Raw genomic sequence first — 14661 nt, forward strand, 5'->3', positions numbered from 1 at the left:
CCCTCAGGAGTTCGCAGATGAATGCACCAGCCGCCGGCCCCGCTGCGCCAGCGCCAGCACCCGCCCCTGTGCGCATCGGCACCGCCAGCTGGAGCCTGCCGCGCGATAGCCAGCACCGCTTTCCCGCTGCGGACCCGGCGGATTCGCACCTCATGCGCTATGCCCGACAACTGCCGGCGGTGGAGATCAACTCATCGTTCTACCGGCTGCACCAGCGCAGCACCTACGAACGCTGGGCAGCGGCCACGCCGCCCACGTTTAGGTTCTGCGTGAAGCTGCCGCGGAGCATCACGCACGACGCGCGGCTCAAGGACACCGAGGCACTGCAGCAAACGTTTCTGGAACAGGTCAACGGCCTGGGCGAGCGCCTGGGCTGCCTGCTGGTGCAACTGCCGCCCAGCCTGGTGCTCGACACACCGGTGGCTGAGGCATTCTTTCGCAACCTGCGGCGGTTGAGCGGCGCCGTTGGCATTGCCGTGGAGCCGCGCCACGCCAGCTGGTTCACGCCCGAGGGCGACGCACTGCTGTCCCACTGGCAGGCCGCACGCGTGCTGGCCGACCCGGTGCTGCACGATGCGGGCAGGATGCCGGGCGGCTGGCCCGGGCTGGTGTACTGCCGGCTGCATGGCTCGCCGCGCACCTATCACTCCGCCTACGAGCCCGCGCTGATCGAAGCGCTGGCCCGGCGCATCCAGGCCGCCACGCACGAGGCGAGCAGTGTGTGGTGCGTCTTCGACAACACGGCCAGCGGTGCGGCGACAGGCAACGCGCTGGACCTGCAGCAGCACCCGGCGTTGCGGGGCTGAGGCTGCTCGGGACCGAACACAGCCCCAGCACCCATCGCCCGCCGCGGGTCAGCGTGCCGCCACGGGCGCCGGTGCCGGCGTGCCGAAAAGCCCCGCCGCGTTGTCCCACGCCACCTTGCGCGCCACGTCGGCGGGCAGGCCGCCCAGCCAGGTGCGGTAGCCCGCCATCAGGCTTTCGTAGTGCTGCCAGCGCTGGTTGACCCAGGTGTCGGACCCCAGCACGAACCGCGTGGGGTACTTGAGCAGCAGCGTGCGCCACGCTGGGCACAGCTGGTTGTCGTCGCACACCAGGCCCGGGCGGTACGACAGCTCGCCCACCAGGCCGGGGTAGCGCGCGAACAGCGCGTCCACACGCTCCACGGGCGCACCGCCGATGCCGGTGTGCGCCCAGATGAGGCGCAGCTTGCGGCCCTTGGACGGCGTGTTGGCCATCAGCAAATCGATGGCCGCGTCGTCCACGTGCGCCAGCACCACGAGGTCACGCTCTTCGGACAGTGCCATGAGCTTCTTGGCGACCGGGCCGTCGGCGTTGGCGCTGTCGTACAGGTGGAACTCGCCGATGCCGCGATAAGGCCCGGCGGGCGTGCCGCGCGCCAGCTCCGTCTGCACCATGGTGTAGATGCTCTCGTCGGCAAACCAGCCGGTGTAGTCCGCCCGGTTGCGGTACAGCCGCACGAACGGCACCACGGCCACGCCCGCCTCGCGCGTTTGCGGCAGCCCCGCCAGCGTGAGCGAGCCGGTGTTGGGCCGCGAGTTGGCGACGATGGCGCGCACGCCGCTTTTCTGCATGCGACCCAGCACATCGGCGGGCGGGTGCGGGCCGGTCTTGCCGTCCCACGCCTCCTCGTTGTAGTGCAAGTGGGCGTCGAACAGCGGGCCGCTGTAGTCGGCGGCATGGGCTTGCAGCCCCATTGCTATCAAAGATATAGCTGCCAGCGCTTTATAGGCAAGCGGTAGCGGCCAAAAAAGCTTCATCACCTGGATACGCGTCGAACTCGCCATGGCAACCTCCAAACATTGAGCAGTCATCGCGACACCCGGCGCCCGCGGAGGGCGCGGTCAGGCGAGCGACACCAAGCAAGGGCCGCCCCGCAGCGAGGGCGTCGTCCCCCGGGGGGACAAGGCGCCGCAGGCGACTCAGGGGGGATCAAGCCGTCAGATGCTTGTCGAAGAACGCCAGCGTGCGGTCGCGCGCCAGCATGGCCGAGGCCTCGTCGTAGCTGCCGCGCTGGTCGCAGTTGAAGCCGTGGTCGGCCTCGTACAAATGCACCTCGACCTCGGGATGGGCGCGGGCGAAGGCCTGCACGCTGTCCACCGGGATGTAGTGGTCGCGCTGGCCAAAATGCGCCAGCACCGGCACGTTCGGCACGCGGGCCGCTTCATCGGCCGATGTCATGCCGCCGCCGTAGTAGGGCACGGCGGCCGACAGGCCGGTCAGCGTGCAAGCCGCGCGCCAGGTCAGCAGGCCGCCCCAGCAAAAGCCCACGATGCCGACCTTGCGACCGCTCTGCGCGGCGGCGTAGTCGATGGCGGCCTGGATGTCGGGCATCACCCCCGGGGCGGGCAGAGCCTCGACCGCGGCCTTGAGGCCCATGCCGGCCTGCATGTCATCGCCGGTGTAGCCCAGCTCCACGTTCTGCTGCACGCGGTGAAAGGTGGCTGGCGCCACCGCCAGGTAGCCGCGCGCGGCAAAGCGGTCGGCCACCGCGCGGATGTGCGAATTCACGCCGAAGATTTCCTGCAGCACCACCACGGCGCCGCGTGGCGGACCATCGGGCTGCGCGACCCAGGCGGGCACCACGACACCATCGCTGGACGTGAGATTGACGAATTGACCCATGGAATGACTCCTTGCTGCGTTGATCGGCGGGACTAAAAGCGGAGGGACACGTTAACGGACAGAGCGCTGACCACCACCGTGGCAGCGGGCTGCGGCGCCTGGGACCGCCATCTGCACGCCTTTCGGCATGCAACCCATGTGCGCGGCGAAAGCGACATTCTGGACGGAGCGCGGTCCTCTGTTCAAATGCGGGCCATTTTCTTCAGGAGGCCCCGCCGTGAAAGACACCCACCAAGTAGCACTTATCACCGGAGGCTCGCGGGGCATCGGCGCGGCCACCGCGCGCCTGGCCGCCCGCCAGGGCTGGGCCGTGGCCGTCAACTACACCCGCGATGCGCAGGCCGCCCAGGCCGTGGTAGCGTCCATCGCCGCGGCGGGCGGCACGGCCATCGCCGTGCAGGCCGACGTGGCCGACGAAGCGCAGGTGCTGGCGATGTTCCGCACGGTCGATGAACAACTGGGGCGCCTGTCCGCGCTGGTGAACAACGCCGGCGTGGTGGACGTGCCGTCGCGCGTGGAGGCGATGAGCGTGGCGCGCTGGAGGCGCATGTTCGACATCAACGTGATCGGCAGCTTCATCTGCGCGCGCGAGGCCGTGCTGCGCATGGGCACGAAGCACGGCGGCGCGGGCGGCAGCATCGTCAACGTGTCGAGCGCCGCATCGCGCCTGGGCGCGGCCGGCCAGTATGTGGACTACGCCGCGGCCAAGGGCGCCATCGACAGCATGACCCTGGGCCTGGCGCGCGAGGTGGCCGCCGACGGCATCCGCGTGAACGCCGTGCGCCCGGGCCTGATCGAGACCGACATCCACGCCAGCGGCGGCCTGCCCGACCGGGTGCGCGACCTGTCGTACCAGGTGCCCATGCAGCGCGGCGGCACGGCCGACGAGGTGGCCGAGGCCATTGTGTGGCTGATGTCGCCGGGGGCCAGCTACACCACGGCCACGTTGATGGACGTGTCGGGCGGGCGCTGACCGCTGCCTGGGCCCGGCGCGGGTCCGCTGCAGCGCAGCATGCGCGCGGGGCAAATCCGCCCGAAAACACCGCATACTCGCGCACAGCCGGGGGCCCGCAACGCCGTTGCGCCGCCCGCGCCGGCCGCCGACGAACCGCCCTGCCCCTCCCCTGACCTTCGGAGCGCCCTGATGGACCTCAAGCCCCTCATCACCCTGCTGGCCATCGTGAACCCGCTGGCCATCGTCCCCTTCTTCATCCACTACACGCAGGGGTTTTCGTACCCGCAGCGGCGGCGCACCATCCAGGTGGCCAGCTTCAGCGTGTTCTGCGTGATCGCCGCCTGCGCGCTGCTGGGCCTGCAGATCCTCGACTTCTTCAACATCTCGCTGCAGAGCTTTCAGGTGGGCGGCGGCATGCTGCTGCTCATCAGTGCGATGAACATGCTCAACGCCCAGCCGGCCGAGGCCAAGCCCACCACCAACGAATATGAAGAAGGCGCCGAGAAGGCCGCGGCGGGCAGCTCCATCGCCGTGGTGCCGCTCACCATCCCGCTGCTGACCGGCCCGGCCAGCATGTCCACGGTAGTGATCTACGCCGACCGCGCCCAGGGCGTCTGGCAAACCCTGGCGCTGGTGGGCTACGGCGTCGTCATCGCCCTGGCCACCGCCGTGTGCTTTGCCCTGGCGGACCCCATCGCCCGGGTGCTGGGCAAGACGGGCATCAACGTGATGACCCGGCTCATGGGCTTGATCCTGGCGGCGCTGGCCGTGGAAGTGATGGCCGACGGTCTGGGCAAGATCTTTCCGGTGTTGATCGCCCGCTGAGCCATGTCCGCCCGCCTGCTGCTGCTCGAAGACGACCCCGCGATCGCCCGCACCGTGGCCTATGCGCTGGAGCGTGACGGCCTGGCCGTGACGCACAGCCTGCTGGTGGACGATGCCCGCCGCCAGATCCGCGCGGCGCACTTCGACCTGCTGGTGCTGGATGTGGGCCTGCCTGACGGCAGCGGGCTCGACCTGCTGCGCGAGCTGCGCAACGCCAGCCCCACGGCCACGTTGCCCGTGCTGATGCTCAGTGCCCACGGCGAAGAGATCGACCGCGTGCTCGGCCTGGAGCTGGGCGCGGACGACTACCTGGCCAAGCCCTTCAGCCCCCGCGAGCTCGCGGCCCGCGTGAAGGCGCTGCTGCGCCGCGCGGGTGGCCGCACCAGCGCTGGTGGTGCAACCGGTGCAGTCCATTCGCCGCCGGCCCCTGGCAGCGCCCGCAGCCTCTTCCAAGACGACGAGGCCGGCCAGCGCGTCAGCCTGCGCGGCCAGCCGCTGCCGCTGACCCGGCGCGAGTACCGCCTGCTGTCCCACCTGCTGCGCGGCGCAGGCCGCATCCATTCGCGCGAAGCCCTGCTGGCCGCCGCCTGGGGCGACGACAGCGACAGCACCGATCGCACGGTGGACACGCACATCAAGACCCTGCGCGCCAAGCTGCGCGAGGTGGATGCAGCGAAGGAGTACATCAGCACGCACCGGGGCATGGGGTACTGCCTGGATGTGTGAAGCCCGATGAGTGAAGCCCCCCTGAGTCGCTGCGCGCCTTCCCCCGGAGGGGGACGCCACCCGTGGCCCGGCGGAGCCGGTTCCACGGTGGCGCTCGCCTGGGCCTCGCCGGTTTTGACGCGTGCGAGCGTGGCAAAGGGCTAGCTATGCGCCTGGGGATTCGGCTGCTGTTCGCGTTCTTTTTGATCAACGGCATCGCCGCATTCTTCGTGCTGCGGGTGTTCATGGCCGAGATCAAGCCGAGCGTGCGCGAGGTGATGGAAGACATGATGGTGGACACGGCCAACATCCTCGCGGAGCTGGCCAGCGAAGACCTGGCCGCCGGGCGGTTGGCGGACGGCAGCGGGCAGGCCAGTCCGTTTGCGCAGAACGTGCGCCGCTACGCGAGCCGGCCGGTGGATGCCGCGATCTGGGGGTTTGCCAAGCAGTCGCTGGACTACCGCATCTACGTGACCGACCGGCAGGGGCGCGTGCTGTTCGACTCCGAGAACCGGGCCGTGGGCGCGGACTATTCGCAGTGGCGCGATGTGTCGCGCACGCTGCGCGGCGAGTACGGTGCGCGCTCCACGCGCGATGTGGAAACCGATGACACCACGGGCGTGATGCATGTGGCGGCCCCCATCTATGTGAAGGGCGAGATCGCTGGCGTGCTCACGGTGGCCAAGCCCACGCGCACCGTGCAGCGCTTTATCGACCGCGCGGAGCGCAAGGTGTTCATGGGCGGCCTGCTGCTGCTGGCGCTGTCGGCCGCCGTGGGCGTGGCGGTGACGCTGTGGATGGTATGGAACGTGCGCCGCCTGCGCGACTACGCCTTGAGCGTGCAGGGCCCCGCCGACGGCGAACACCGCGACGCCGATGCGCCACCCACCGCCGCCCTGGCCGTGCCGCAGGTGCCCGGAGAGCTGGGCGACCTGGCCCGTGCGATGGACCGCATGCGCGCCCGGCTGGAGGGGCGCGACTACATCGAGGGCTACGTGCGCGCCCTGACGCACGAGCTCAAGAGCCCCGTGGCCGCCATCCGTGGCGCGGGCGAGCTGCTGCAGGACGAGCTGCCCGCCGCCGACCGGGCCGAATTTGCCACCCAGGTGGTGCAGCAAAGCGAGCGCCTGCAGCGCATCATCGACCGGCTGCTGGAGCTGTCCAAACTGGAGCAGCGCCACCATGCCGAAGGCCGCGCCCCCGTGGCGCTGCAGGCCTGCGCCGAAGCCGCCATCGGCCAGACCCGCGGCCGCGCGGCGCAGCGCGGCATCACCCTGGCCCTCGCAGGCACAGGCGGCAGCGGCCCGTGGGAGGCCGAGCTGGTCACCCTGGCGCTGACCAACCTGCTGGACAACGCCATCGATTTCGCGCCCGAGGGCAGCACGGTGCAGGTGGCGCTGCAGGGCAGCACCGTGGCCGTGCAGGACACGGGCCCCGGCGTGCCCGACTACGCGCTGCCGCGCCTGGGCGAGCGATTCTTCACCACGGCACGGCCCGGCGGCGAGCGCAGCGGCTCGGGCCTGGGCCTGGCCATCGTGCGGCGCGTGATGGCGCTGCATGGCGGGCAGATGGTGGTGGGCAACACGGCGCCGGGCTTGCGGGTGGCGCTGGAGTTTGCGCCCCGCGCACCGCACGGCCTGGGCTAGGGCGCGGCTGCAGCGCCTGCCCTGAGGTGTGCCACCGCGCCCACCACCAGCAGCGCCAGCGCCACCCCGTCGACCAGCGCCACCCTGGCCAGCGCCGCGTTGGTGGTGCCCGTCGACCACCACAGCCACAGAAACGACACCACGCTCACCAGGCCCGCGACCAGCGCGGCGCGGTGCAGCGGCGGGTGCAAGGCCGCATATCCCAGCAGCGCGGCCAGCAGGCCGAAGAGCACCGCACGGTGCCGCAGCAGCAGTTCCAGGCCCGGGTCCTGCACCGGCACGCCGTACAGCTGCAACAGCTTGCCGGCCCCCAGCACACCGGCCAGCGGCAGGGCATGGACCACGGCCACCAGCATCAGCACTCCCGAGACGATCCAGCGCATGCGCTTGCCTTTCTTCATGGATGGAAGGCCTGTTTGTAGCCCTGCGCGCGCCGGCCGTCGATGACCTCGCAGGTAACGGGCGCCGCGCCGCCGCCCAGGTCAGCCTGTGACCCGCGACCTGCGGAGTGCGTGGCGCTCGTCACTTCACACCCGCTTCACAAACTTCATCGACACCTCACGCCCGCGGCCAACACTGCCTGCACATCACTTGCGGAGGACTCCTTGAAACACCCACTCTTTACCAAACTGGCAGCGCTGGCGGCCATCACCGTGCTGCTGCTGTTTGGCCTTTCCATGATCGAAGACGTGGTGCGCGACCGCCAGCGCTACCGCAGCCTGACCGCGCAGAGCGTGGCCGAAAGCCTGGCCGGGCCGCAGACGCTGATGGGCCCCATGATCCACAGCGCCTGCGTGGAGAGCTGGGACGTGGAGACCGGCAAGGGCGACGAGCGCCGCGTGGTCGAGCAGCGCCGCGAGTTCCTGCTGACCGCCATGCCCGAGCAGCTCAAGCTGCGTTCGGGCGCCGCCATGGAAGAGCGGGCCCGCGGCCTGCACAAGGTGAACACCTTCAACCTGAAGGCGCACCTCACCGCGCAATGGGGCTCGCTGGCCGGCCTGCAGCCGCAGACCACCCAGAAGAACTCGCGCATGCACTGCGGCGCGCCGATCATCATGATGGCCGTGGGCGATGCGCGCGGCATCCGCACGGCGCAGCTCACGCTCGGCGAGCAGACGCTGGCGCTCAAGCCCGGCACCTTCCACCCCACCTACAGCCGCGGCCTGCATGCGGTGCTGCCCGAGACGGTGCGCGGCCAGGCTCCGGGCCTGTCGGTCAGCATGGACCTGGAACTGGTGGGCACCGAGCGCATCGCCATCGTGCCGCTGGGGGGCAACACCGAGGTGCAGATGACCAGCAGCTGGCCGCACCCCTCCTTCGGCGGGCGATTTTTGCCGTCGGAGCGCGAGGTCCGAAAGGATGGCTTCTCGGCCCAGTGGCGCCTGTCGTCGCTGGCCACCACGGCGCAGGCGGACATCGAAAAAGGCAGCCGCATCTGCATCGGCGGCTACGACGACAGCCCGAGCGACTATGCCCCCGGCGGCGCCACGCCGCGGGACTGCGCCGACAGCTTCAACGTGGCATTCGTCGACCCGGTGAACCCGTATTCGCTGAGCGACCGCGCCACCAAATACGGCGTGCTGTTCATTGCGCTGACCTTCGTGGCCGTGGGCCTGTTCGAGCTGATGAAAAAGCTGCGCGTGCACCCGGTGCAGTACCTGCTGGTGGGCAGTGCGCTGTGCAGCTTCTTCCTGCTGCTGGTGAGCCTGTCGGAGCATCTGCCGTTTGGCGCGTCGTACGCGGCGGCGGCCAGTGCCTGTGTGCTGCTGCTTGCCTACTACGCCAGCCACATGCTGGGCGGCCTGGCGCGCGGGATTCCGCTGGGGGCCGGCATTGCGCTGCTGTACGGCCTGCTGTACGTGCTGCTGCAGCTGGAGCAGACCGCACTGGCGGTGGGCGCGATTGCGCTGTTCCTGGTGCTGGCGGCGGTGATGGTGCTCACGCGCAAGGTGAACTGGTATGGCCTGTCGCAAGGCACTCCGCCACAGCGGCCCACGCCACCACCGGCTGCGCGCCCTGCGCCTGCAACACCCTCTTCCACAACCTCTGCCCGGACGGAGGCACCATGAACGCCGCATCCACATCGCCTCCCCTTCTGCCCGCAGCCACCACTTGGTCACGGCACCTGGCCGGTGCGGCCAGCAGTGAACCCAGCGGCTGCAGCGAACCTGATGCGCACCCGGGCTTGCCGCTGGACGCTGGGCCACCGACTGGCCCCACGTTGTCGATGGCCGAGGCGCAGCGCGTGCAGCGTTACCGCGACCGCCTCATGGCCGCCGTGCAATCGCAGGACCGGGGAGCCCTGCGCAGCGCCAAGCAAGACGTGCTGCAGGCCGCGTTTCGCAGTGGCTCGGGGGTTGCCCGGCCCTGCGCCAATGGGTCGCCGGCGATGCGCCGGGCGCTGCGCGACCTGTGCTGGCGGATGGCGATCCTGGTGCTGCCGCGCCAGCGTGGAGACTGAGCGCCTCAGGCCAAAATGCCGCCTACCGCGCTCTCCGCGTGCGGCAATAGCTATAAAATTAATAGCAAATTAGTACAGCGCGGCGTCAGTCAGGCCACCACCGTGCGGTTGCGCCCCTCGCGCTTGGCGGTGTACATCGCTGCGTCCAGGGTGCGCAGCGTCATGTCGAGCGGGCGCTGCGGGTTGAATGCCGACAGGCCCATGCTGGCGGTCAGCACCACGGCAGGCTCGATGCCCGGCACAGGCCCGGCCGCCAGCGCAGCGTGCAACCGCTGGGCCACCGCCTGGGCCTGGTCAACCCCGGTGGCGGGCAGCAGCGCCAGAAACTCCTCGCCGCCCCAGCGGCTCACTACGTCGGCGGCTCGGAAGACATCACGACACACCGCGGCCACGTGCTGCAGTGCCAGGTCGCCGGCGTGGTGGCCGTGCACGTCGTTCACGCGCTTGAAGTGGTCCACATCCAGCATCAACAGGCAGGCGGGCTCGCCGCCCCGCTGCAGCAGGGCCAGCTCCTGACGCAGCCGCTCGGTGAAGGAGCGGCGGTTGGCCAGCCCGGTCAGCACGTCGGTGTGGGCCAGCACAGCCATCTGGTGGCGGGCTTCTTCCAGCTCCACCAGCATCATGCCCTGGCGCTCGTTGGCGCGCTTGAGCTCCAGCAGCCGGATCACTTGGCGGGCGATGGTCAGCAGCAGCTCCTGCAGGCGCGGGGCCAGCAGGCGCGGCACGTGGTCCAGCACACACACGGTGCCCAGCACATAGCCATCGGGCGTGACCAAGGGCGCGCCGGCATAAAAGCGCATGGGGTGTTCCTGCGTCACGATGTCGAAGTGCGCAAACCGCGCATCCTGCGCCAGATCGGGCACCACGAACACGCCGGTCTGGCGCGCGGCGTAGCGGCAGATGGACTGGTCGAGCGGTGTCTCCTGCAGCGCCAGGCCCATCGCGGCCTTGAACCACTGGCGTTCGCGGTCCAGAAAGCTGACGAGCGCCACCGGGGCCGCACAGATGTGCCCTGCCATGTCCGCCAGCTCGTCGTAAGCGGGCTCCATGGGGGTGTCCAGAATGGCGTAGCGCTGCAGGGCCTGCAGACGCGTGGCGTCGTCGATCAGGGCGTCGGGGAAGGCAAGGGTGTCCATGGCAGGCAGTGCAGTGGCAGAACGCCTGGGCAGCATGCCATAGCCCACCCGCGCACCGCATGCGCAACAACCCGCGGGCACATACCCGCACGGCGCGCTGGGCCATGGCCAGGGCATGCGCGGCGCACCCTACGACAGTTGAATGCAGCCAAACGAAGTTAAACGCGGCTGAACTGCCGCCTGCGCGATCCGGGATTCGACGCGGGCCCGTCTTTCAGGCCAGTGCGGCCTGGGGTATTGCGCTGGCTGGCGAAGTGCCGGGCGCGGCCGTGTCGGAGCAGGTCGCCCCCCCGCAGCCCTGGATCAAATCGCCGGGCAAGGCCTGCGGCGCGTGCACCACGCCCGTGACAGGGTCGAACCCCACGCGGCGCAGGTGCAGGGCCAGCGCGGCATCCATGCTCTGCGCATGCTGCGGGAACCACAGCGCCAGCTCGCCCGCCATCACGCGCAGCACCTGAAGGTCGCCCTGCTGCGCCAGCGTGGTGCCTTCGCGCATGACTTGCAACACCACCCGGTGCTGCATGCTGTGGCAGTTGCCGGATGCAAACCGTGTCGACGCCATCCAGGTGTCTTCCTGCCCGAAGTGCTGTTGTGTGTGCTCCACCAGCGCCTGCCATGCGCCCAGCAGTTGCGCATCGTCCGCGCCATCCACCACGGCCAGCAGGTCGACGAATTCGCGGTGGGTGTCGTCCATCAGGTCGAGGTCCAGGGCGAGCGCGTCCGACCATTCGAGTTGAGCCACAGGATGTTCCCTTCGTGTGCTGTGCGCACTGTGTGAAAGACAAGGGATCAAGCTTAGGTTTTCAGACCGCGATGTACGTTGATGCAGATCACATCCCGGCGCCATCGAATGCACAACGCCCAAAAGCCAATGCCCCGCACTGGGCGGGGCATTGGCTTGGGGACGATCAGGCGGTCTGCCGCCAGTCCAGTGGACAACGCAGGAGTGCTGCGTTGTCCGTTCAGATCGCGTCAGATCAGCTCTTGCCGTACATGCGCTTCATGTCGTCCACGCACTTGGACTTGGCGTCGCCCGACAGCGCGTCGCAACGCTCCTTGGCCGCCTTGTAGTTGGCTTCGTTCTTCTCGGCGTTGGCGTCCTTCTTGGCTTCGGCCACTGCAGCGCCCTTTTCAGCGGCAGTGTCGGCAGGCTTGGCCTGGGTCTCTGCGACCTTGGCATCCTCCTTGGCCTTCACGTGGGCAGCCTTGGCGTCCTTCACGCACACGTCCTTGTCGTTGCCCTTCAGGTCGTCGCACTTTTCCTTGGCAACGTTGTAGGCAGCGTCACCGCGTGCTTCAGCGACCTTGCGGGTGGCCTTTGCGCTGGGCTTGTGCTGTGCGTCGAGTTCAGCCTTGGCGACGTCTTCAGCGCCCTTGGCTTCCTTCACGCAGATGTCCTTGGCGTTGGCCTTCAGCGTGTCGCACTGCGACTTGGCGGACTTGTAGTCGGCAGAGATGCGGTCCTTGCCGGTCTTGTATTCGGCGTCGGTCAGCGCGAAGGCGGAGGTTGCCATCAGGGCGGCGGCAACGGAAGCAATCAGGGTACGTGTGAATTTCATGGTTTTTCTCCTCGATCAGCAGTGCTGTGATTTGGTATGGGTCAGGGGGATGGGGTCGGCAGAGCCGGAGCTTCAGTCGTTGAAGCGGAAATCGGGGTGGCGCGATTGCCAGTCGGTCAGCTGCTTTTCAGCTTCGTCGCGGGCGATGCCCTGGCGCTCTTGCAGCTTGCCCAGGAACTGTTCACGTTTGCCATCGATCACGTCCAGATCGTCGTTGGTGAGCTTGCCCCACTGTTCGACCATCTTTCCTTTGAATTGTTTCCAGTTGCCCTTGATGGTGTCTTCGTTCATGGTGTTCCTCCTGGAGAGTGATTCGCTGTGGCCTGCTGCCGGTATGGCGGTGATCGGTGCCGTTCAGCGATGGAGTGACTGTAGAAACTCCCCACGCCGCGGCGCGTAGGCAGTGGGGGGAACGCAGCGTCGGCTGTTGGACTACAGCATTGCCGGACAAATTGCCGTGCCTCACGCCCTGCTTTGGCCGTACGCGCCCCGGCCGTGGCGCTGCGGTAATCGAATGCAGACCTCTTGGGTAAAAAGTTGCATTTAGTGACCGTTTGTTGTCATTGATAACGATTTAGCCCTAGAGGCTCCTCGTTGCAAATCCATACACTTGGCTACAGGGCCGGGGCACCCACTGTGAAAGCACCGCAGCACACCGTCGAGCTCACGGTTTGCAGCGGCTCAGCGTGGCAGTGCTTCGCGAAAAATAACCAGCACTCCACCATGACACAGATACAAGAAGCTCCTCGCGCGCTAGCGGACGCCGAGGCTGCCGAGGGATCCCACGCTGCGCCGACGGCCCCACGGCCCAGCCCCCTGCCCCGCGACGCCACACTGGCAGCACTGATGGCCAGCGTCGCGCTCGCAGCCTGCGGTGGTGGCGGTGGCGACGCCGCCACCGAAAACGCCGGCCCGCCCAGCACGCCCACCCCGGGCGCCGCCCCTGCGCCGGGCGCCACGCCTGCACCGTCACCCAACCCAGGACTGTCGCCAGCCCCAGCGCCCGCCACGCCATCGCCATCGCCATCACCAGCCCCCACCTCGCCCCCGCCGCCTGCACCGGGTGCTGGCAACTACGCCCACCCCACCGCCGCGACCGATCCAGAAGCCGCGCGCTTTCTGCTCCAGGCCCAGTTCTCCGCCTCACCGACCGAGATCGCGGCCCTGCGCTCCAGCAGCTATGACGCGTGGATCAACGACCAGTTCGGCCAGCCCGTGGGCACCAAGGGCTGGGACTGGCTGAACCAGCGCGGCTACAACGCGGTGGACAACGCCACTTCGTACTACGACAACACCTACCCCGGCGACGCGATGATCTGGCAGCAGCTCATGACGTCGAGCGACGGCCTGCGCAAACGCGTGGCGCTGGCGCTGTCGGAGATCTGCGTGGTGTCGCTCTCGGGCCTGGACTTCAACTGGCGCAGCCACGCCATGGCCCACTACTGGGACCAGCTCGTCGCCAACGCGTTCGGCAACTTCCGCCAGCTGCTGGAAGACGTGACGCTGAACCCTGCCATGGGTTACTACCTCAACACCCGCGGCAACCAGAAGGAAAACGTCGCCTCAGGCCGCCAGCCCGACGAGAACTACGCCCGCGAAATCCTGCAGCTGATGTCCATCGGTCTCGTGGAACTCAATCAAGACGGCACCGCCAAGCGCAACGGCTCGGGCCAGGTGGTCGAGAGCTACACGCAGAGCGACGTCACCAACCTCGCGCGCGTGTTCACCGGCTACGACTACAACCAGTCGCAGAACAGCCCGGTCACCGTCCCCGGCACCACGCGCACCGTGCCCAGCACCGACTTCACGCGGCTGCCCATGTCGCTCAACGCGTCGCTGCACTCCACACTGGCGGCCACCTTTCTGGGCACCACGGTGGCCGCTGGCACACCGGGCGCCGCGGCGCTCAAGACGGCGCTCGACACCATCTTCAACCACCCCAATGTGGGCCCTTTCATCGGCAAGCAGCTGATTCAGCGCCTGGTCACCAGCAACCCATCGCCCGGCTACGTGAGCCGCGTGGCGGGTGCCTTCAACAACAACGGCGCCGGCGTGCGCGGCGACATGCGTGCCGTGATCAAGGCCGTGCTGCTGGACAACGATGCGCGCAGCCCCGCAGGGCTGGCCGACCCGATGTTCGGCCGCTTGCGCGAGCCCATGCTGCGCTTCGTGCAGTGGGGACGCACCTTCGGCATCTCGTCGCAGTACGGCAGCTGGAAGATCGGCGACCTGAGCTCGGTTGGCACGCGCCTGGCGCAAAGCCCGCTGCGCTCGCCGTCGGTATTCAACTTCTTTCGGCCCGGCTATGTGCCGCCCTCGACCTCGCTGGCGACCGCCAGCGCGGTGGCGCCCGAGTTTCAGCTGGTCAACGAAAGCAGCGTGGGCGGGTACCTCAACTACATGCAGGGCGTGATCCGCAACGGCATCTTCGTCAACGCGCCCGACCTGCCCAACGGCGGCAGCAACGCCACCAACGGCTACGACATCAAGGCGGCCTACACCACCGAGCTGGCCATCGTCGCCGACGCCGATGCACTGGTCGCGCGGGTCAACCTGCTCATGACAGGCGGGCAGCTGTCCGCAGGCACCGTCAAGCTGATTGCGGACGCCCTCAAGGCGACCGCCATCACGGCGGCCAGCACCGACAACGCCAAACGCGACCGCGTCGCCGCTGCGATTTTCCTCGTCATGGCCTCGGCCGAATACCTGATCCAGAAGTAAGGCGGCC

General features: G+C 68.6%; 15 protein-coding genes. 8 read left to right on the forward strand and 7 right to left on the reverse strand.

Annotated elements, in window-relative coordinates; all coding sequences use genetic code 11:
• The first annotated feature begins 17 nt into the window (after positions 1-17).
• Positions 18-806 (forward strand): DUF72 domain-containing protein, encoded by a 789-nt coding sequence (locus ASF16_RS07160; protein ID WP_056164794.1) that lies wholly within the window; start codon positions 18-20, stop codon positions 804-806.
• A gap of 48 nt (positions 807-854) precedes the next feature.
• On the opposite strand, the gene ASF16_RS07165 is transcribed toward ASF16_RS07160, so the two are convergent.
• Both ASF16_RS07165 and ASF16_RS07170 read right to left on the reverse strand, forming a co-directional pair.
• Positions 855-1718, reverse strand: a complete 864-nt coding sequence (locus tag ASF16_RS07165) for an amidohydrolase family protein (protein WP_056164796.1) — start codon at positions 1716-1718, stop codon at positions 855-857.
• 235 nt (positions 1719-1953) lie between these two features.
• Positions 1954-2646, reverse strand: coding sequence for a dienelactone hydrolase family protein (locus tag ASF16_RS07170; RefSeq protein WP_056164798.1), 693 nt, complete (start codon positions 2644-2646; stop codon positions 1954-1956).
• 217 nt (positions 2647-2863) lie between these two features.
• On the opposite strand from ASF16_RS07170, the gene ASF16_RS07175 reads away from it, so the two are divergent.
• The 4 genes from ASF16_RS07175 to creC all read left to right on the forward strand — a co-directional run bounded on the left by ASF16_RS07175 (position 2864) and on the right by creC (position 6777).
• Positions 2864-3619: an SDR family oxidoreductase gene (locus tag ASF16_RS07175; protein ID WP_056164799.1), complete on the forward strand. Its 756-nt coding sequence runs from the start codon at positions 2864-2866 to the stop codon at positions 3617-3619.
• A 171-nt stretch (positions 3620-3790) separates the two neighbouring features.
• Positions 3791-4426 carry a MarC family protein gene (locus ASF16_RS07180; RefSeq protein ID WP_056164801.1) on the forward strand — a complete coding sequence of 212 codons (636 nt, stop codon included), beginning with the start codon at positions 3791-3793 and terminating at the stop codon, positions 4424-4426.
• Between the two features lie 3 nt (positions 4427-4429).
• Positions 4430-5152 (forward strand): winged helix-turn-helix domain-containing protein, encoded by a 723-nt coding sequence (locus ASF16_RS07185; protein ID WP_056164802.1) that lies wholly within the window; start codon positions 4430-4432, stop codon positions 5150-5152.
• Between the two features lie 146 nt (positions 5153-5298).
• On the forward strand, positions 5299-6777 hold the full coding sequence (creC, locus tag ASF16_RS07190) for a two-component system sensor histidine kinase CreC (protein ID WP_056164804.1): 1479 nt from the start codon (positions 5299-5301) through the stop codon (positions 6775-6777).
• Here creC and ASF16_RS07195 read toward each other — a convergent pair.
• Positions 6774-7178 carry a hypothetical protein gene (locus ASF16_RS07195; protein ID WP_082516787.1) on the reverse strand — a complete coding sequence of 135 codons (405 nt, stop codon included), beginning with the start codon at positions 7176-7178 and terminating at the stop codon, positions 6774-6776. The two genes, creC and ASF16_RS07195, sit on opposite strands and share 4 nt — an antisense overlap.
• A 204-nt stretch (positions 7179-7382) precedes the next feature.
• Here ASF16_RS07195 and creD point away from each other — a divergent pair, with 204 nt between their 5' ends.
• Positions 7383-8846 (forward strand): cell envelope integrity protein CreD, encoded by a 1464-nt coding sequence (creD, locus tag ASF16_RS07200; RefSeq protein ID WP_056164806.1) that lies wholly within the window; start codon positions 7383-7385, stop codon positions 8844-8846.
• Positions 8843-9238, forward strand: a complete 396-nt coding sequence (locus tag ASF16_RS26685; RefSeq protein WP_235507284.1) for a hypothetical protein — start codon at positions 8843-8845, stop codon at positions 9236-9238. Before creD ends, ASF16_RS26685 begins: the two co-directional genes overlap by 4 nt.
• A gap of 89 nt (positions 9239-9327) precedes the next feature.
• On the opposite strand, the gene ASF16_RS07210 is transcribed toward ASF16_RS26685, so the two are convergent.
• From ASF16_RS07210 to ASF16_RS07225, 4 genes are all read right to left on the reverse strand, one after another.
• Positions 9328-10374, reverse strand: a complete 1047-nt coding sequence (locus ASF16_RS07210; RefSeq protein ID WP_056164905.1) for a sensor domain-containing diguanylate cyclase — start codon at positions 10372-10374, stop codon at positions 9328-9330.
• Positions 10375-10588: 214 nt separating this feature from the next.
• Positions 10589-11116 carry a hemerythrin domain-containing protein gene (locus tag ASF16_RS07215; protein WP_056164807.1) on the reverse strand — a complete coding sequence of 176 codons (528 nt, stop codon included), beginning with the start codon at positions 11114-11116 and terminating at the stop codon, positions 10589-10591.
• 235 nt (positions 11117-11351) lie between these two features.
• A complete protein-coding gene (locus tag ASF16_RS07220; protein WP_056164809.1) occupies positions 11352-11933 on the reverse strand; it encodes a hypothetical protein in 582 nt (193 codons plus the stop codon).
• 72 nt (positions 11934-12005) lie between these two features.
• Positions 12006-12224 (reverse strand): CsbD family protein, encoded by a 219-nt coding sequence (locus ASF16_RS07225; RefSeq protein WP_056164811.1) that lies wholly within the window; start codon positions 12222-12224, stop codon positions 12006-12008.
• A 432-nt stretch (positions 12225-12656) separates the two neighbouring features.
• On the opposite strand from ASF16_RS07225, the gene ASF16_RS07230 reads away from it, so the two are divergent.
• Positions 12657-14654: a DUF1800 family protein gene (locus ASF16_RS07230; RefSeq protein WP_056164813.1), complete on the forward strand. Its 1998-nt coding sequence runs from the start codon at positions 12657-12659 to the stop codon at positions 14652-14654.
• Positions 14655-14661: the final 7 nt, after the last annotated feature.

The organism is Acidovorax sp. Leaf78 (genome assembly GCF_001422735.1).
Lineage (GTDB): Bacteria > Pseudomonadota > Gammaproteobacteria > Burkholderiales > Burkholderiaceae_C > Acidovorax.